The organism is Streptosporangium sp. NPDC002607 (genome assembly GCF_053592655.1).
This window is the reverse complement of sequence record NZ_JBSFWD010000041.1, coordinates 53,461-70,435: the sequence shown is the minus strand read 5'-3', so window position 1 is coordinate 70,435 and position 16,975 is coordinate 53,461. Positions and strand designations below refer to the sequence as shown.

Annotated in this window: 16 protein-coding genes and 1 pseudogene; 11 read left to right on the top strand and 6 right to left on the bottom strand. The window is 70.6% G+C overall.

Features of this window, described 5'->3' with window-relative positions; genetic code table 11:
* Positions 1-6: 6 nt before the first annotated feature.
* The 4 genes from ACWD3H_RS34960 to ACWD3H_RS34945 are packed head-to-tail and all read left to right on the top strand — an operon-like array spanning position 7 to position 5,134.
* Positions 7-2,172: a hydantoinase B/oxoprolinase family protein gene (locus tag ACWD3H_RS34960; RefSeq protein ID WP_451958034.1), complete on the top strand. Its 2,166-nt coding sequence runs from the start codon at positions 7-9 to the stop codon at positions 2,170-2,172.
* Positions 2,169-3,419 carry a CaiB/BaiF CoA transferase family protein gene (locus ACWD3H_RS34955; protein ID WP_451958033.1) on the top strand — a complete coding sequence of 417 codons (1,251 nt, stop codon included), beginning with the start codon at positions 2,169-2,171 and terminating at the stop codon, positions 3,417-3,419. Before ACWD3H_RS34960 ends, ACWD3H_RS34955 begins: the two co-directional genes overlap by 4 nt.
* Positions 3,420-4,202 carry an enoyl-CoA hydratase/isomerase family protein gene (locus ACWD3H_RS34950; protein ID WP_451958032.1) on the top strand — a complete coding sequence of 261 codons (783 nt, stop codon included), beginning with the start codon at positions 3,420-3,422 and terminating at the stop codon, positions 4,200-4,202.
* Positions 4,199-5,134, top strand: a complete 936-nt coding sequence (locus ACWD3H_RS34945) for a hydroxymethylglutaryl-CoA lyase (RefSeq protein ID WP_451958031.1) — start codon at positions 4,199-4,201, stop codon at positions 5,132-5,134. Before ACWD3H_RS34950 ends, ACWD3H_RS34945 begins: the two co-directional genes overlap by 4 nt.
* Here ACWD3H_RS34945 and ACWD3H_RS34940 read toward each other — a convergent pair.
* The 3 genes from ACWD3H_RS34940 to ACWD3H_RS34930 all read right to left on the bottom strand — a co-directional run bounded on the left by ACWD3H_RS34940 (position 5,115) and on the right by ACWD3H_RS34930 (position 7,734).
* Positions 5,115-6,449: an ATP-binding protein gene (locus ACWD3H_RS34940; RefSeq protein WP_451958030.1), complete on the bottom strand. Its 1,335-nt coding sequence runs from the start codon at positions 6,447-6,449 to the stop codon at positions 5,115-5,117. The two genes, ACWD3H_RS34945 and ACWD3H_RS34940, sit on opposite strands and share 20 nt — an antisense overlap.
* Complete coding sequence (locus ACWD3H_RS34935; protein ID WP_451958029.1) at positions 6,446-7,345, bottom strand: GAF domain-containing protein; 900 nt, start codon at positions 7,343-7,345, stop codon at positions 6,446-6,448. The genes ACWD3H_RS34940 and ACWD3H_RS34935 overlap by 4 nt, the downstream gene beginning before the upstream one ends.
* Before the next feature lie 146 nt (positions 7,346-7,491).
* A complete protein-coding gene (locus tag ACWD3H_RS34930; RefSeq protein ID WP_451958028.1) occupies positions 7,492-7,734 on the bottom strand; it encodes a hypothetical protein in 243 nt (80 codons plus the stop codon).
* 711 nt (positions 7,735-8,445) lie between these two features.
* Between ACWD3H_RS34930 and ACWD3H_RS34925 the strand changes: the two genes are divergently transcribed.
* Entirely contained in the window at positions 8,446-8,586 is a 141-nt protein-coding gene (locus ACWD3H_RS34925; RefSeq protein ID WP_451958027.1) for a hypothetical protein, read from the top strand.
* A 256-nt stretch (positions 8,587-8,842) separates the two neighbouring features.
* Here the strand turns inward: ACWD3H_RS34925 and ACWD3H_RS34920 are convergent, their stop codons facing one another.
* The gene (locus ACWD3H_RS34920; RefSeq protein WP_355561040.1) at positions 8,843-9,250 is read right to left on the bottom strand and encodes a MerR family transcriptional regulator; all 408 of its coding nucleotides are present in this window, start codon (positions 9,248-9,250) and stop codon (positions 8,843-8,845) included.
* A gap of 49 nt (positions 9,251-9,299) precedes the next feature.
* On the opposite strand from ACWD3H_RS34920, the gene ACWD3H_RS34915 reads away from it, so the two are divergent.
* From ACWD3H_RS34915 to ACWD3H_RS34895, 5 genes are all read left to right on the top strand, one after another.
* Complete coding sequence (locus tag ACWD3H_RS34915; protein ID WP_451958026.1) at positions 9,300-10,184, top strand: NAD(P)-dependent oxidoreductase; 885 nt, start codon at positions 9,300-9,302, stop codon at positions 10,182-10,184.
* A gap of 306 nt (positions 10,185-10,490) precedes the next feature.
* Entirely contained in the window at positions 10,491-11,360 is an 870-nt protein-coding gene (locus ACWD3H_RS34910; protein ID WP_451958025.1) for a hypothetical protein, read from the top strand.
* A gap of 1 nt (position 11,361) precedes the next feature.
* Entirely contained in the window at positions 11,362-13,101 is a 1,740-nt protein-coding gene (locus tag ACWD3H_RS34905) for a peptidoglycan-binding protein (protein WP_451958024.1), read from the top strand.
* Positions 13,094-13,771, top strand: a complete 678-nt coding sequence (locus tag ACWD3H_RS34900; protein ID WP_451958023.1) for an ABC transporter ATP-binding protein — start codon at positions 13,094-13,096, stop codon at positions 13,769-13,771. The genes ACWD3H_RS34905 and ACWD3H_RS34900 overlap by 8 nt, the downstream gene beginning before the upstream one ends.
* Positions 13,758-14,936 carry an ABC transporter permease gene (locus ACWD3H_RS34895; RefSeq protein WP_451958022.1) on the top strand — a complete coding sequence of 393 codons (1,179 nt, stop codon included), beginning with the start codon at positions 13,758-13,760 and terminating at the stop codon, positions 14,934-14,936. Before ACWD3H_RS34900 ends, ACWD3H_RS34895 begins: the two co-directional genes overlap by 14 nt.
* A 90-nt stretch (positions 14,937-15,026) precedes the next feature.
* Here the strand turns inward: ACWD3H_RS34895 and ACWD3H_RS34890 are convergent, their stop codons facing one another.
* Complete coding sequence (locus ACWD3H_RS34890) at positions 15,027-15,962, bottom strand: class I SAM-dependent methyltransferase (protein WP_451958021.1); 936 nt, start codon at positions 15,960-15,962, stop codon at positions 15,027-15,029.
* 87 nt (positions 15,963-16,049) lie between these two features.
* On the opposite strand from ACWD3H_RS34890, the gene ACWD3H_RS34885 reads away from it, so the two are divergent.
* Positions 16,050-16,685, top strand: coding sequence for a helix-turn-helix domain-containing protein (locus ACWD3H_RS34885; RefSeq protein ID WP_451958020.1), 636 nt, complete (start codon positions 16,050-16,052; stop codon positions 16,683-16,685).
* On the opposite strand, the pseudogene ACWD3H_RS34880 reads toward ACWD3H_RS34885, so the two are convergent.
* A pseudogene (locus ACWD3H_RS34880) lies at positions 16,573-16,923 on the bottom strand (transposase); the annotation flags it as partial. The gene ACWD3H_RS34885 and the pseudogene ACWD3H_RS34880 sit on opposite strands and share 113 nt — an antisense overlap.
* Positions 16,924-16,975: the final 52 nt, after the last annotated feature.

Genomic DNA, 16,975 nt, shown 5'->3' with positions numbered 1-16,975 from the left:
ACCTCCGTGAGCTCACCGACGTCCGACGACTTCGACCCGGTCACGCTGGAAGTGATCAGGATGCGCCTCGACTCGATCGTCGAGGAGATGGGCATCGCGATGATCCGGTCCTCCGGATCGCCCGTCATCACCGAGGCCGGTGACTTCAACACCGCGCTGTTCGATCCCGAGGGACGCATCTACGCGTACTCGGACTACGTGCAGTTCCACATCGGGTCGGGCAGCGTCGCCGTCCGCAACCTCGTCGAGGCCATCCGGGGCGAGCCGTTGTATCCGGGTGACGCTTTCATCTGCAACGACCCGCACACCGCGGGGGCGAGCCACCCGCCCGACACCAACGTGATCTCCCCGATCTTCCACGGTGCGGAGCTGATCGGCTGGGCGCAGTCGCAGGCGCATCTGCTCGACGTCGGGGGCATGACCCCCGGCGGCTTCGCGCCCGGCGCGTACGACTGCTACAGCGAGGCCCTGCGGCTGCCGCCCGGGGTCAAGGTCTTCGAGCGGGGCGAGCCGGTCGAGTGGGTCCGGCGGATCCTGCTCAACAACGTCCGTGTCCCCGTGCCGTACTGGAACGACGTGCGCAGCCTCGTCGCGAGCAACAACACCGGCATCCGCCGGCTGCTCGCCACGATCGCCGAGTTCGGGCTCGACCGCTTCCGGGCGTACACGCGGCGCAACTTCGAGATCGCCGAGCAGGTCGTGCGCGACCGGCTGGCCCGGCTGCCCGACGGCGTGTGGGAGGCGGAGGAGTGGACCGAGCACAACGGGCACGCCGACGATCTCTACCGGGTCCGGTGCACGCTGACCAAGCGCGGCGGCCAGGCCACGCTGGACTTCACGGGGTCCAGCCCGCAGACCGACGGGTTCGTCAACTGTAGCTACGGGGCCCTGGTGGGCAGCGTCGCCACCGCCGTCGTGCCGATCCTGGCGTGGGACGTGCCGTTCAACGAGGGCGTCATGACGGCCTTCGAGGTGGTCGCCGAGCCGGGGAGCATCGTCAACCCGCGCCCGCCGGCGCCGATCAGCAACGGCCACCTCACCACCGGGGCCCGGGTGAGCAGACTGATCACCAAGCTGTTCAACGAATCGTGCCGGGCCAGTGACGACCCCGTGCTCCGGGAGCGTACGCAGGGCGTCTGGGCCGACTCCTGGACGGGCGGGATCTCGGCCGGAACCCGTGACAACGGCGAGTACTTCGTGCTGTTCAACATGGACGGCGGCGGCATGGGGGCCGGCGCCCAGCCCGAGGCCGACGGCCTCGACTGCGCCGGAATGATGACGCAGATGAACAACATGCTGCCGGACGTGGAGATGAACGAGATGCTCTACCCGGTGCTCTACCTGTGGAAGCGGCTCTCTCCCGCCAGCGCGGGCCACGGCGCGCACCGGGGCGGCCTCGGCCACGAATTCGCCTGGACACTGCACGGCGCGAGCGAGGTGACGCAGACCGTGTTCGCGCCCAGCGCCCAGGTGCCCGCCGACGGCTACGGGGGCGGCCTGCCCGGCGGCGGCAGCGGCCACCTTCTGTGCCGCGACACCGACGTGTGGCGGCTCATGTCCGGCGGCGCCGTCCCCACCGAGGAGAACCTCTCCGCGGCCACCAGGCAGTTGCTGGACATCAACCAGTACGACCTCACCGTCCGGCGCGGCGACGTCTTCGTCCAGTGGATCGCCGGAGGAGGCGGTTACGGCGACCCCCTGCTGCGCGACCCGGCGCGGGTCGCGCAGGACGTCGGCGACGGCTACGTGACCGCGGCCGTGGCCGAGCGTGTTTACGGCGTGGTGCTCGACGGCGACCATGCCGACCTCGCCGCGACCGCCGGGCGCAGGGCCGCGCTCCGCGCGGAACGGCTGGGCGGCATACCCCCCGAGGCGGCGGTCCGGGACACGATGATCGGCGTCGCCGGAGCCTCCGTCCCGCACCGGGGGCGGGACGGCCACTGGTACTGCCCGGCCAGCGGGGCCCGGATCGGCACCGCCGACGACTGGCACGACGACGCCGTGATCCGGACCCGTCCCGCCGCCGAACGCCTCGCCGAACTCGGCGTGCGGATCCGGCCCCGGTCCGGAGAGCCCGCCGTCCTGCTGGACGAGTTCGTCAGCCCGGCCTGCGGCACCCTGCTGGAGGCCAGAGTGCGCGTGGCCGCGCCGGAGGAGGTGTGCGCCCGATGACCGCCGAGACCTGGGACGGCGGCGACCCCGCCCCGGCGGAGCGCGGGCCCCTCGCCGGAGTCGTGGTGCTGGACATCACCCGGGTGGTCGCGGGTCCGTTCTGCTCGATGATCCTCGCCGACCTCGGCGCGACGGTGATCAAGGTCGAGCGGCCGACCGAACCGGACTACGCCCGCGACTTCCCCCCTCATCTGCCGGCCGCCGACGGGAGCACGTTCAGCGCGTTCTTCGCGCAGTACAACCGCGGCAAGCTCGGGCTCACCCTCGATCTGGCGACGCCCGACGGGCGAGACCTGCTCAAGCAGCTCGTGCGCCGGGCCGACGTGCTGGTGGAGAACTTCCGGCCGGGCACCATGGACAAGCTCGGCGCCGGGCCCGCCGTCCTGCGCGCGGAGAACCCCCGCCTGGTCTACACCGCCATCTCCGGCTTCGGCCAGACCGGGCCGTACCGGAGCAGGCCGGCCTACGACAACTCCGCGCAGGCCACCGGCGGCCTGTGGTCGATGAACGGCTACGCCGACCGGCCCCCGGTCCGGGTCGGCACGATCATCGGCGACCTGTCGGCCACCCTGTACGCCGTCATCGGCACCCTGGCCGCCTTGCGGCACGCCGAACGCACCGGTGAGGGCCAGCTCGTCGACGTGTCGCAACAGGACTCGGTGCTGTCGCTGACCGAGAACGCGGTCGTGTCGTACACGGTGGACGGCGAGGTGCCCAGGCCGCTGGGCAACCAGCACCCGTTCGTACGCCCGTACGAGCTGTACCCGTGCAAGGACGGGTACGTCTTCTTCGGTGGCTACACCGACAAGTTCTGGCGGCTGACGTGCACGATGTTCGACCGTCCCGAACTCGCCGGTGACCCGGAGATCGACACCATGGCCAAGCGGTTCGACCCCGATGTCTACTCCCACCGGATTCGTCCGCTTCTGTTTGACTGGTTCGCGTCACGCACCCGCGCCGAACTCGAAGAACTGGCCGGCGACCAGGTGCCGTTGAGCGCGGTCAGGACCATCGCGGAAGTGGTGGACGATCCGCAGATCGCCGCGCGCGACATGATCGTCGACGTCGAGTACCCGGACTTCGGGCCGTTGCGGATGTTCGGCCAGCCGATCAAGCTCGACGTCACCCCCGCCCGGCCGCGTACGCTCGCCCCGCGCCCCGGCGAGCATACCGACGCCGTACTGCGGGGCCTGCTGGACCTCTCACCGCAGCGGATCGCCGAACTCCGCGCCGCGGGGGTGATCTGATTGACCATCGGCTTCGAGCGGGACGGGTCCACGGCCATCATCTCCTTCGCCCGTCCCGCCAAGCTCAACGCGCTGACCCTGGCCATGTACGACGAGCTCGCCGACGCCTTCGCCCGGGTGCGGGACGACGACACGATCGCCGCGGCCGTCCTCACCGGCGAGGGCGAACGCGCGTTCTGCGTCGGCGCGGACCTGGGCGAGTCGATCCCCGCGCTGGCCGAGGGGCGGTTCGACATCTCCCGCTGGGACGGCGCGCACCAGAAGCACACCAACCTGTTCAAGCCGGTGATCGCCGCCGTCAACGGCCTGTGCCTGGGCGGCGGGTTCGAGATCATGCTCTCCACCGACCTGCGGGTCGCGAGCGAGGACGCCGAGTTCGGCCTTCCCGAGCCGGGCGTCGGAGTGGTGCCGGCCGGGGGCACACTCGCCCGGCTGACCCGGCAGATCCCGTACGCCTGGGCCATGCGGTTGCTGCTGCTCGGCGAGCGCGTCCCGGCCGCCGAAGCGCTGCGACTGGGCCTGCTCAACGCCGTCGTACCGGCGCAGGAGGTGATGCCGACGGCGCTCGCGTGGGCCCGCCGGATCGGCGGGCTGTCCGGCACCGCAGTCGAGACGATCAAGCAGGCCGTCCTGCGCCTGGGCGATCTCCCGCTCCACCAGGCGTTCCACGCCGAGGCGCGCTACGGGCAGCGGGCGTTCACCTCGCCCGACGCCCGCGAGGGTCTGGCGGCCTTCGCCGCCCGCCGATCACCCGAGTTCCCCTCACGCAAGGGGCAAGGGTGAACCGCTACGGAGTCGACCCGTTGCCCGGCCTGCCCGGCCGGATAACGATCTGGGAGGTAGGGCCACGGGACGGCCTGCAGAACGAGGCCGCGATCCTGCCCGTCGAGGTGAAGGTCGAGCTCGTCGAGCGGCTCGTCGACGCCGGGCACACCGTCGTGGAGACCACCTCGCTGGTGCACCCGAAATGGGTGCCGCAGCTCGCCGACGCCGAAGAGGTGCTGCGCCGGCTGAAGCGGCGCGATGGCGTGCGCTACCCGGTGCTCGTCCCGAACGAACGCGGCCTGGACCGGGCGATCGGCCTCGGGCTCACCGACGTCGCCGTCTTCGCCAGCGCCACCGAGTCCTTCGCCAGGGCCAACCTGAACCGGACCGTCGCCCAGTCGCTGGAGATGTTCGCCCCTGTGGTCGCCCGCGCCCGCGAGGCGGGCCTGGGCGTACGCGGCTACCTGTCGATGTGCTTCGGCGACCCGTGGGAGGGCGAGGTGCCGATCCCTCAGGTCGTCGCGGTCGCGACGCGGCTGCTCGCGCTCGGCTGCACCGAGCTCGGCCTCGGCGACACGATCGGCGTCGCGACCCCCGGCCGGGTTGCCGCGCTGCTCGACGCCCTGGTGGGCGCCGGGGTGCCGGTCGGACGGATCGGCGTGCACTTCCACGACACCTACGGCCAGGCCCTGGCGAACACCCTCGTCGCGCTCGGCCGCGGGGTCACCACGGTCGACGCGTCCGCCGGCGGCCTCGGCGGCTGCCCCTACGCCAGGAGCGCCACCGGCAACCTCGCCACCGAGGACCTGCTCTGGCAACTGGCCGGACTCGGCGTCGACACCGGCGTGGACCTGGGCAAGCTGGTCGAGACGAGCGCCTGGCTCGCCGCGCGTCTGAACCGTCCGAGCCCTTCGCGTACGGTCCAGGCCCTCACGCCGTCCGCGTGTTGAGCGGGAGACGGAGGACGAAGCGTGCTCCGCCCGAGGGCGCGTCCTCGGCGTGGAGGGTGCCGTGGTGGGCGTGGGCGATGTCACGGGCGACGGCCAGGCCGAGCCCGGTGCCGCCGCGGTCGCGGCTGCGGGCGGTATCCAGCCGGGCGAAGCGCTGGAAGATGTGCTCGCGCTCCGCTGGAGGCACGCCCGGGCCGTCGTCGGTGACGCTGAGCTCGGCCATGCCTTCGGCGCGGCGCACCGTGACCACCACGTCGCGCGCGGCGTGCCGTTGCGCGTTGTCCAGCAGGTTGTCCAGCACCCGGCGGATCTGTTCCGGGACGGCGTCGGCCGTCACGCCGGCGGTGAGGTCGAGCCGTGCCGGGTGCGGATCGCCGGTGCGGCGCACGGTTCCGGCCTCGACCAGTACGGCCAGGTCGACGGGCTCCAGGGCGGCGGGCGGTGCCGCTCCGATCCGGGCCAGCAAGAGGAGGTCGCTGATGATGGCCTGCAGCCGGTCCACATCGTCCAGGGTGTGTTCCATCAGGTCGGCGAGGTCGGTCTCGTCGGGGTGAAGTTGCGCCTCCTCCAACTTGACCCGTAGCCCGGCCAGCGGAGTGCGCAGTTCGTGCGAGGCGTCGGTGGTGAAGCGCCGCTGGCGGTCGAGCGCCTGTTGCAACGACGCGGTGACGCGCTCCAGCTCCGCGGATATCGCGTGCTCGCGGGTATAGCGGCGGGCGTTGTCGACGCACACCGCGGCGCGGCCGACCAGTTCCTCGGCCAGGGCGAGGTCGTCATCCTCGAACGCGTCCTTGCCCGTGGCGCGATAGAAGCTCACCACCCCGAGCGTGACGCCCCGGGCCCGCATCGGCACCGCGATGAGCGAGTGGATGCCCTGCTCACAGATTCTCCGGCAGCGCTCGGGATCCTGTGCCAGCCACCCGAAGGTGGTGGACAACACCGGGCCGAGCACCGGCTGCCCGGTGGCGAGGCTGCGCCCCTGCGGCGTGGACGGGAGCGGGTGGATGAGCGAGCCAAGCTGGTGCAGATCGGTCCCCTCGCTGATGCCCGCGAGGGCGACCCGGCGCTGCCTCGTGTCCATGCTGCCGGGCTCGTCGCCCCGCAGGACGCAGTCGGTCAGGTCGACGGCGACGTAGTCGGCGAACCGGGGGACGGCTACCTGGGCCAGTTCCTCGGCGGTCCGGGTGACCTCCAAGGTGGTGCCGATGCGGGAGCCCGCGTCGCACAGCAGGCTGAGTCGCTCGCGCGCCCGCAGGGCGAGCCGGCCGATGCTCGGCTCGCTCACGGCGAGCAGCCACCCCTCGGGTCCGGTCACCTTCCCCCGTTCGGCCGGGCCTCCTGGCCGTCGGCGAGCCACGCCTTCACCGCGATGGCGGTGGAACCGATGATCGGCTGGGCCACGAGCGTGGCGGTGCGGCCGTCCGAGAGGGCCGTCTTCACCACCGCCGCCCGGCCCTGCGCGACCAGCCGCACGGCGGCGTCCTCCAGGGCGAGCCGATCACGGCGGCACAGGTCCGGGGGCGTGGCAGCCGTCGCGACGCCTCCATCTGGCGCCCGGAGGAACTCCTCTGTCAGGGCCCGCTCGTGTTCGGCCGCCATTTCGAACAATCGCCGCTCGACGGCGGCGGCCGATCGCTGGGCCAGGACCATCATCTCCGCGTTGGCCGTGTCGTTCGGGCCGACGACGCTGATGACCCCGTTCACCCGTCCGCTGAGCGGGTGGCGTATCGGGACGCCCACGCCGGTGAGCCCGCGCAGTTCCTCCGCGAAGTGCTCATTGCCGATGACCTGGCAGATTCGCCGTTCCACCAGCGCCGAGCCGAAGGCGTTGGTGCCCATGTCCGCCTCGGCGAAGCGGAATCCGGGTGCGGCGCCGACCGCGTCCAGAGTCCGGCGCAGGGCCGGTTCGCCCGCGTTGCGCAGGAACATGACCCCACTCGCATCGCCCAGGAACATGCTCACCGGGGTGCCCCCGACGACGGTACGCAGTCGCTCGAACACGGGCCGTGCCGCGCGCACCACTCCGCAGTCGAAATCAAGATCACCGAGCAGGCGTGGCTGCACGGTGCCGGGCGTGAGTCCCGCCTCCTGGCACCGCCGCCACGAATGCAGGGTCGCGGCGCGTACGTCATTCCCCGTGAGCTTCCCATCCAGGAACCGCTCCACGAGCTTCTCGTCGGGACCTCCCCCGTCGTCCCAGCCCTCTGCCATCCGGCTCACTCCAAAGACTTCCCCACGGTGAGCTTTGTCCACCTTCCGCCCAGAATACGGAGGAACCACATCTCGAATCTCACATCCCGGCAAAGAAATGCCAGGTCCTGGCCTTCCCTGGCAGAGGCCGCCATGCCCGCGCACCCTCAGCTGGCGGCCTTGCGCTCGCGCAGCGGTGCGCGCGCCCGCAGGAGGGCCAGGTGATCCTCCTGCCCGTGCCGATGGCCGACCTGGCCGGGCCGCAGGCGTCGGCCGCGCTCGCCGATGTGGTCCGGGGAGCCTGCGATGAGGTTGAGCATGTGATCGATCGTGGCCGCGTCGGACCTGGCGTACTCCTCGCCAGTGCGCAGGTGGACCGGAGAGGTGTGCGCATGATCGGTCCGGCCCATACGTCGGCACCATGTCCAGCGGCCCGATTTCCCTGCTCCACAAGTGGGCCGGCTCCCACCGCATCGACGCCGAAGAGTTCTATCGCCTCCTCAAAGGCGTCGTCGAGGAGCCGGTGGCACCCTGGAACCTTATAGGTTCCCAAGATCCCAGCTAATCGGTGACCCTTGTCTAGGTTTCGCGCGGTCCGGAATGGACCCAGATAAAAGACCCGTTGGTCGCCGGCCGGGCCGCGAAATCATCACCGTTGCTGTTGGACGGTAGACCCCTCACAAGGGAAAGGGAAGCAATGCGTCTACGAATCGCGTCTCTCTCACTGGCCTGCGCGGCGGGGATCGCCGCAACCACATTCACGGCCGCTCCTGCCCATGCTATTCCGACCAATTGTTCTGGAGGGGCCGCCTCGCGGACCGCCTACATCTCGGTCTGCCATGCGGGGACGGGGTCCTATCGGGCGGTCGCTTTCTGTGATTATCCCGACGGCACCTTCACCTCGGCGCTCGGCAACTGGGTATACATGCCGTCCAGTTCGTATTCGACGGCATACTGCCCCAATAGGCCCGTGTACGGCGGGCAGGGCATCCTCGATTCTGGCTTTACCGAAAGGCGCTGATATCTGAGCGAGGAGCCCCCTGCTCTTCGCTCGCTGTGCCGGCGAGCCTCATACCCTGAGCCGGGAGACCTTCCGCGGCGCTGTCGGTCGGGATCCCGCCATGTGGGCGCGGGCTCGCGGCTGGGCCCTGTGGAAGGCCCTGATCAGCCTGGCCGAGAACATCGACAGGGACGAGAGGAAAGCCGCGGGCAACCGCCGCGTCATCGATGAAGTCCTGGCTGACCATGATCGTGCCGGCTGACTCCACCGGGACCAGCAGCCGAGCTCACGTCGGGGTCGCAGAGTCTCGGTGGGTGCTCTGATCATCCACCTGCTGCAGCGCGGACCTCCCGGCCCGGGCCAAGCGTTCCAACAGCGACGTCACCATCGCCTCCCTGAAGAGAAGCAGTCTGCATTCACGCCATGCGGTCCCGCAACTCCAAACTGTAACTGGAAGATCCTTGCGAACGGGTCAAGAAGGGCTCCCCGGGTTCCTGGCCGAAAACCCAGCAGATGGCTCAGGCGGGGACGGGCTCCTGGCCGGCATCGGTAAAGGGGGGATAGCTCTCGCCGGCCATTCGATCGGCCGCATCAATGTAGTCGGCAAGAGCGTCGCGGGATTGAGCGAGCCTGTCCATCTGATCGTCCAGTCGCTGCAGCCGTGACCGCATCGCGGCCAGCAACTCGGGACACCCGAGTAGCTCCGGGACCTCTCCGACCGCACAAGGCAGCAGGTACGCGATGTCCTCAGAGGACAAACCGGCACCAAGCAGGTGCCGGATCTGCTTCACCCGCAGCACGGCGTTCTCGTCGTACTCGCGGTAACCGTTCGCGCCGCGGTCTGCCTCCAGCAGGCCCTGGGCTTCGTAGTAGCGCAACTGATGGGCGTTCACGCCCGTTCGACGACTCAGTTCCCCGATCAGCATCGAAACCCCACTTGACCTTCACACCGGTATCAACGTTGACGATGCTGCCATGAACAGCAAAACCGATACACCCGTGACAGTCATCGGACTCGGACTGATGGGCCAGGCGCTCGTCGGCGCGTTCCTGAAAGCCGGGCATCCCACAACCGTGTGGAACCGCACGACCTCCAAGGCCGACCAGCTGGTGGCCCAGGGTGCACGACTGGCGCCAACGGTTGGCGACGCGCTCAAGGCAGGTTCCCTGACGATCATCTGCGTCACCGATTACCAGGCCATGCACGAGCTGCTCGGCGCGAGCGATGTCGAGCTGGACGGCACGATGTTGATCAACCTGACCTCGGGCGACTCGGCCCAGGCCCGGGAAGCCGCCCAATGGGCCGAGCAGCGCGGCGCCCATTACCTGGACGGCGCCATCATGGCCATCCCGTCGGCGATCGGGACCGCCGAAGCGGTGATTCTGCACAGCGGGCCGCAGTCGGACTTCGAGGCGCACAGGTCAACGCTCGACGCGCTCGGCACCGTCACCTACCTTGGTGCGGACCATGGGCTGGCGTCCCTGTACGACGTGGCCGGCCTGGCCATGATGTGGAGCGTCCTGAACGCCTGGCTCCAGGGCACCGCCCTGCTCAGGACGGCCGGTGTTGACGCCGTAACGTATGCGCCGTTTGCGCGGCAGATCGCTGCCGGTGTGGCCGAATGGCTGCCTGGATATGCCGAGCAAATCGACAGCGGCTCCTTCCCGGCCGAGGTGTCGGCCCTGGAGACCGACGCGCGGGCGATGGCACACCTGATCGAGGAGAGCGAGGCGGTGGGTGTCAACGCCGAACTGCCGAAGTTGATCAAGGCGATGGCCGACCGCTCGATCGCCGCCGGACACGGTGGGGAGCAGTATCCCGTGCTGATCGAAGAGTTCGGCAAACCCCGCAACGACTGACCGATCCACGCACGCCAGGCCGAGGCCGTCGTAGTCGAAGTCTCCCAATGCGGCGATCAAGCGCCTGGCTTCCGTCACCGCGGCGGCCTCGGTGGTGGACAGGCCGATCTCCCGGGAGGGGAGGGTGAACAGGTCGGGGGTGGGGGTGGCCAGGCTGAGCCGTCCGGGGGACCAGCCGTTCATCATCGGCCGCCGGTCCGCTCCGGCGGCGACCAGGGCGCGGGCGTTGGCGTTGGTGGCCGAGCACGCCATGTATTTAGCCGCCTTCAGATTCGCTTCAGCATGCGCTCGTGACAATGCAGCCCCATGACCGACGCCCGCGTGCTGCTCGCAGTCGCCGCAGCCCTATCCACCTCACTCCTGGCGGCCCTTACCGGTTGCGCCTCGTCTGAAGGGCCCCAGCCATCGGCCACACCCTCCGCCGACCAGCAGCGCCAGAGCCAGGCCCAGCTCGCCACCTGCATGAAGAGCAAAGGCTTCACCTACCATCCGGTCGTCTCCCGGCCAGAGCTACCGGAGGCCGTCAAGCAGGAGATGTCCGGCGACTACCCCGCGATGAAGGCGTATCGCAGCAAATACGGCTTCGGGCTCGCCGCCTCCACCGTCTACCCCAACGACGGGGTCGGCCGGATGGCCTCCCTCTCCCTCAGCGGGGGCAACACCGACGACGACCCCAACGGGAAGGTCATCGCCGGGCTGTCCAAGCCGCAACGGGAGGCGTACTTCAACGCGATGGACGCCTGCACGCTCGAAATGATCAACAAGGCCACCGGCAAGAACCTGAAGTCGATGGAGGAGGTGGCCAAGGCCCAGAGCGCGATGGTGAAGCAGATCATCAGCCGCGAGATCGACGGCGATCCGAAGCTGGTGGAGCTGGCGAGCGCGTTCGCCGACTGCCTCAAGGGCAAGGGTTACCGGGTCACCTCCCAGCGCCCCTCGCAGATCGTCCGCAGCACCGAGGGGCCGTTCATGACCGAGTTCGGCAAGCTCCTCGGCCAGAAGCCCACGGCCGACCAGGCGCGGCCCTTGCTGCAACGCGAGATCAAAGCGGCCCTGGACGACCTGGAGTGCGGCAAGGAGTTCTACGCCGCCTATCGGCCCAAAGCCAACGAGGTCTACGACCGCGCCCAGCTCCTCCCCGGCCTGAACATGGCCGCCATGACAACCGAGGGGTAGCGTGCGCAGGTCCAGAGTGCTCGCCCTCGTCGTGGCGGGAGTACTGGTGATCGCGGGTGTGGGCTGGGCGGTCGGCTCCCGGTTGCGTTCCCCGGCCCACGAGGCGGCCGCGCGCCAACCGCCCAAGCCCTCCCTGGTCACCGCGCCGGTCGAGCGGCGCAGGCTCACCAGCACCGTCACGGTCAGCGGCACGCTCACGTACGGCTCGCCGCTGCCGGTCACGCTGGCCGGAATGGTCGGCGGAGCGAACGGCGGAGCCAACGGCACGCCGCAACGCGTCACCACGGCTCCCGATCCCGGGCCGATCCGCGAGGGCGACGTGCTGATGCAGGTCAACGGGCGGCCGATCTTCGCCCTGCAAGGGAAGCGGCCGATGTACCGCCCGCTCGTGCCCGGCACCGAGGGCGACGACGTCAAGCAGCTCCAGCGTGCCTTGCGAGTGAAGGTGACCGGCGTCTTCGACGCGGCCACCGTGGCGGCGGCGAAGCGCTGGTACGTCAAGCGCGGCTACCGGGCACAGGAACCCGACCTGGAATCCCGCAAGACCCTGCAGCAGCTGCGCCAAGCCGTACAGACCGCGGAGGAGACCCTGGCAGCCGACCGCAAGGCTCTGAACGAGGGTCTCGACGTGCGGCCGCTCCGGCTCCGCCACGACAACGCCCGCCGTGACCTGCGGGCGGCCGAGAGGGCGCCGGCAGAGGCGCCGGAGATCACGCCCGAGCAGGAGACCCAGCTGGCCTCGTTGCGCCGTGCCGTACGAGCTGCCGAGGAGCAGGTCCTCGCGGCCGAGCAGGCGCTGACGGAGGCCAGGAAACCGGAACCCGCGCCGACCACGACCCCGGCGCCCACGCCCAGCGCGGTGGACACGAGCCTGCTGGAGATGAAGCTGGCCAACGCCCGGCAGGACCTCTACGACGCCCAGCAGGCGATGGCCGCCTACGAGGAGCAGGTCCGCGTCGACCGGGACAGGCGGCTGGAGGAACTGCGCAAGGCGGTGCGCACCGCGAAGGAGGCCGAGGCCACCGCCGCCCAGGCGCTGAGCCGGGCCAGGAAGGTCTCGCCGCTGCGGATGAAGGTCACGCACAGCAAGGCCAACCTCGCCGATGCCCGGACCATGCTGGCCGAGTTCCGCAGGACCTACGGCGTGAGCGTGCCGGCCGGCGAGATCGTCTTCCTGCCGAAGCTGCCCGCCCGCATCGACAAGGCGGAGGTCAAGCCGGGCGACACCATCGAGGGCAAGGTCGCCACCGTGACCAGCTCCACCTTCGCGGTCAGCGGGTCGGTCGACGCCAAGGAGGCCAAGCTGCTGCGCCCCGGCCAGGAGGCGAGCATGGAGACCATCGACGGCACCCAGCTGTCCGCCACGCTGACCGCGACCGGCGAGGAGGCCCGCCTGACCCCGGAGGAGGGCGAGAACGGGCAGAAGGGCGAGTCGGACACCGGCTCGGTGCCCATCCTGCTCACGCCCGGCTCGGCCAAGGGGCTCAAGTCCCTGGTCGGCTCGCCGATGACGGTGCGGATCTCGGTCGGCTCGACCGACGGCGAGGTGCTGGTCGTCCCGGTGGCCGCTGTGGTCACCTCCGCCGACGGCCGGCCGCGGGTCAGGGTCGCGCTGGACGGCGACCGCACCCGCGAGGTCGAGGTGCGCACCGGGCTGACCGCCGACGGCGACGTGGAGGTCACACCGGTGCGCGCGGGCGAGCTCAAGAAGGGCGATCGGGTGGTGGTGAGCGATGCCTGAGCCCGTCATCGAGTTGAGCGGCGTCTGCCGCGCCTTCCCCACCGATCCGCCGGTGCGCGCGCTGGCCGACGTGGACCTGCGCGTCGGCCCGGGCGACTACGTCGCCATCGTTGGGCCGTCCGGATCCGGCAAGTCCACCCTCCTCAACATCCTCGGACTGCTCGACCGGCCGACCTCCGGCTCCTACCGCCTCGATGGCGTCGAGACCACGGCGCTGCGCGACGGCGGGCGGACCCGGCTGCGCGGCACCCGCATCGGCTTCGTCTTCCAGTCCTTCCACCTGCTGTCTCACCGGACGGTCGTGGAGAACGTGATGCTAGCCGAGGTGTACGGCCCGCATCCGCGAAGCGGCCGGCGGGCACGGGCCGAACAGGCACTGGAGCAGGTGGGCATGGGGCACCGTGTCGGCTTCGTCCCCGACCGGCTGTCGGGTGGCGAGCGCCAGCGCGTGGCCATCGCCCGCGCTCTGATGGCCAGGCCCGCCCTGCTGCTGTGCGACGAGCCGACCGGCAACCTCGACAGCCGCAACACCGAGGCCATCCTCGACCTGTTCGACGGCTTGCGCGCCGATGGCCTGACCATCCTGGTGATCACGCACGAGGACGAGGTGAGCGCCCGGGCCAAACGCCGGGTCCGGATCACTGACGGGGTGCTCCGTGAAGCTCCGTGACCTGTGGGCCGAGTCCCTGGCCGGGATGCTCGCCCGCCCGGTGCGCTCGGCGCTGACCACTCTCGGCACCGTCTTGGGCATCACCACGCTGGTGGTCACCCTGGGCATCGCGGCGACCGCGGGCAACCAGATCGTCGGCCGCTTCGACGAGCTGCTGGCCACCAGCATCACCGTCGAGGTGCCGCGCGGGGGCCACCACCCCCTGGTGTCCTGGGAGGCGGCCGGCGAACTGCGACGCCTGCGCGGCGTGACGTCGGCGACGGCGCTGGCGCAGAGCGACGGGAGTTCCAACCTCGTCGTGACCGCCAACAACCTGCTCGATCCGACCAGGGTGGCCGGGCAGACCCTCGCGGTCGTCGCGGCCACCCCCGACCTACCGGGGACCACCCACGGCCGGATGCTGGCCGGGCGCTTCTACGACGCCGGCCACGTCGCCCGCCGCGACCGCGTGGTCGTGCTGGGGGAGCAGGCCGCCGCCATGCTCGGCATCACCAGCCTGGAGCACGCGCCCGCCGTGTTCATCAAGGACCGCGCCTACACCGTCATCGGCATCATCGGCGGCATGCGGCGCGAGCAGATCCTGGCCAGCGCGGTCCTCGTCCCGCCCGCGCTCGGTCCCGACTTCGGGCTGAAGGACGTCACCCGCGTCCTGGTCGCCACCCAACTGGGCGCCGCCGAGCTGATCGCCCGCCAGGCGCCGCTCGCGCTCAGCCCCAACCGCAGCGGTGAACTGCAGGTGATCGCCCCGCCCAGCCCCAAGCGGGCGCGCGACGGCGCCCAGGACGACGTCAACGGCCTCTTCCTCGTCCTCGGCCTGGTCTCCCTGGTCGTCGGCGCGGTGGGCATCGCCAACGTCACCCTGGTCACCGTCATGGAGCGGGTCGCGGAGATCGGCCTGCGCCGCTCCCTGGGCGCGGCTCGCCGCCACATCGCCGCCCAGTTCCTGCTGGAATCCAGCCTGACCGGCCTGACCGGCGGGGTGATCGGGGCCAGCCTGGGCATGGTGGCCGTCGTCGCGGTGGCGGCCGTGCGTCAGTGGACCCCGGTCCTGGATGTACGGCTGGCGCTGGCCGCGCCCGTGGCGGGTGCGCTGGTGGGGCTCCTGGCGGGCCTGTATCCGGCGCTGCGCGCGGCCCGTATGGAACCGGTCGACGCACTGCGCTGAGCTTTGTGGCCCGGCCGGCCGTGCCACAAAGCTCTCCTCGACGCTCTTCTCGGCAACTGTGCGGCGTGGCCCGTCTCTCGCGCACCCCCGTCACTTCCTCCCGCGGAGTTCATACCCGGCGGGGTATGGGAGGCGGTCTACCTGGTCGAGGGCCTGCCGGCCAACGACTCGCCCGGCCACCGCGATGTCGCCAGTGCGCAGTTCCTCGGCCAGGTAGGTGAAGACCATCGCCGCAAAGTGTCGGCCCGGGAGCCGGCGGAGGTGTTCACCCCGACTGAAACGCGCCGGCGCGGGGTGCTGTGCGATACCTCGCGCCATGCCGGGAGCGGAGCTTTCCGGCCGCGATCGAGGGACCGGTGCGCCGAGGTCGGTGCACCCGTCGAGAACTTCGTTCGCGCGCTCGGCGGTGCGGCGGATGAGCAGGACGTGGTCGGTGACCTCGGCGGTGCGCCCGCCCGGTCCGGTCGCGATCCGGCGGGGTGCGTCGGCCCGCTCGACCGTCCATGTCGCCGGGTCCAGATCGATACCCGCGGCGACCTCCCGCGGGGTCGGGTACCGGACGTCGGGATCCTGGTTCCACGACCACGGCGCGGTCGAGCCGTGGTCGACGACCAGCAGCCGCCCGCCCAGGCGCAGCGCGTGCGCGGCCGCGCGCAGGACGGTTGCCCTGTCCAGGTCGAAGGGGGTGTGCAGGTAGTGGGCGCAGATCAGGTCGAACCCGCCCTGCGGGAAGGACTCGTGCAGGTCATGCCGCTCGGCGATGACCCGGTCGCCCAGGCCGCGTGAGCGGGCAAGGCCGGCGAGCCGCTCGACGGCCACGGCCGAGATGTCGACGGCGGTGACGTGCCACCCCCGGCGGGCGAGCCACAGCGCGTCGCCACCGTCGCCGCATCCGAGGTCCAACACGTCGCCGGGCGGCAGGCCCGTGACCGTCTCGGCGAGACGGTCGTTCGGCTGCGGGTCGGTGGCTGCGGGTCGGGCCGCGTAGACGCCCTCCCAGAACGTGACCGCATCGGTGGTGCTCATCGAGGCTCCTTCTGTCGGGATGCGCTCAGTCTTGCCGGACTCGCCACGATCTGGCACGAAATCTTGCGGTTCTGGCAAGATGGTCTCGTGGACCACGAAACGGAAGACGTGCTCGACGCGGTGGGGCCGCGGCTGCGTGCGCTGCGTCGTAACCGCGGCATCACCCTCGCCGACCTCGCGGCGACGACCGGGGTGTCGGAGAGCACCCTGTCCCGGCTGGAGAACGGGCAGCGCCGGGCGACCCTGGAGTTGCTGCTGCCGCTGGCCCGTACCTACGACGTTCCGTTGGACGACCTCGTCGGTGCCCCGCGCACAGGCGACCCCCGGATCCATCTGAAGCCGATCCGGCGGTTCGGGATGATCTTCGTTCCGTTGTCCCGGCGGCCGGGCGGTACGCAGGCGTTCAAGATGATCATCCCCGCTCAGCCGGAACCGCTCGAACCGACCCCACAGACTCACGAAGGCTTCGAATGGCTGTACGTGCTCAACGGTCGCCTGCGACTGGTGCTCGGCGAGCGCGACCTGACGTTGCCGCCCGGTGAGGCGGCCGAGTTCGACACGTCCTTGCCGCACTGGCTGGGCAGCGCCGACGGTGGTGTGGTCGAGCTTCTCATCCTGTTCGGCCTGCAAGGGATGCGTGCGCACGTGCGCGCCGGCACTGGAAGATCCACGACAACGACCTTTCCACCACCCACCTGCGGGGCAGGACGACGAAGCCGCTGACATCGTCGTTCCGTTTGACGATCTCCAGGGTGAGCTGGAGCTTCTCCTTGGCCCACGCGACGAGCCGGCCCGCGTACCCGCCGTCGGCCCAGATCAACGTGATCTTCTCGTACCAGTCGTGCAGGCGTTCCAGCGCGGGCCGGGCGCCGTCGCGGTCTTGTACGTTGGCGGCGGTGACCACAACGACGAGTAGCAGGCCCAGGCAGTCCACGATGACGTGCCGCTTTGCGGCCCTGCACTCTCTTGCCCGCGTCGTATCCGCGGCTTGCGGTGCCCACGGTCTCGGCGGC

Excerpts from the sequence above, each read along its gene's own strand:
- ACWD3H_RS34925 (WP_451958027.1), top strand. The coding sequence starts at position 8,446 with ATGTGGGCGCGGGCTCGCGGCTGGGCCCTGTGGAAGGCCCTGATCAGC.
- ACWD3H_RS34910 (WP_451958025.1), top strand. The coding sequence starts at position 10,491 with ATGACCGACGCCCGCGTGCTGCTCGCAGTCGCCGCAGCCCTATCCACC.
- ACWD3H_RS34900 (WP_451958023.1), top strand. The coding sequence starts at position 13,094 with ATGCCTGAGCCCGTCATCGAGTTGAGCGGCGTCTGCCGCGCCTTCCCC.
- ACWD3H_RS34890 (WP_451958021.1), bottom strand. The coding sequence starts at position 15,962 with ATGAGCACCACCGATGCGGTCACGTTCTGGGAGGGCGTCTACGCGGCC.
- ACWD3H_RS34930 (WP_451958028.1), bottom strand. The coding sequence starts at position 7,734 with ATGGGCCGGACCGATCATGCGCACACCTCTCCGGTCCACCTGCGCACT.
- ACWD3H_RS34915 (WP_451958026.1), top strand. The coding sequence starts at position 9,300 with ATGAACAGCAAAACCGATACACCCGTGACAGTCATCGGACTCGGACTG.
- ACWD3H_RS34935 (WP_451958029.1), bottom strand. The coding sequence starts at position 7,345 with ATGGCAGAGGGCTGGGACGACGGGGGAGGTCCCGACGAGAAGCTCGTG.
- ACWD3H_RS34920 (WP_355561040.1), bottom strand. The coding sequence starts at position 9,250 with ATGCTGATCGGGGAACTGAGTCGTCGAACGGGCGTGAACGCCCATCAG.
- ACWD3H_RS34955 (WP_451958033.1), top strand. The coding sequence starts at position 2,169 with ATGACCGCCGAGACCTGGGACGGCGGCGACCCCGCCCCGGCGGAGCGC.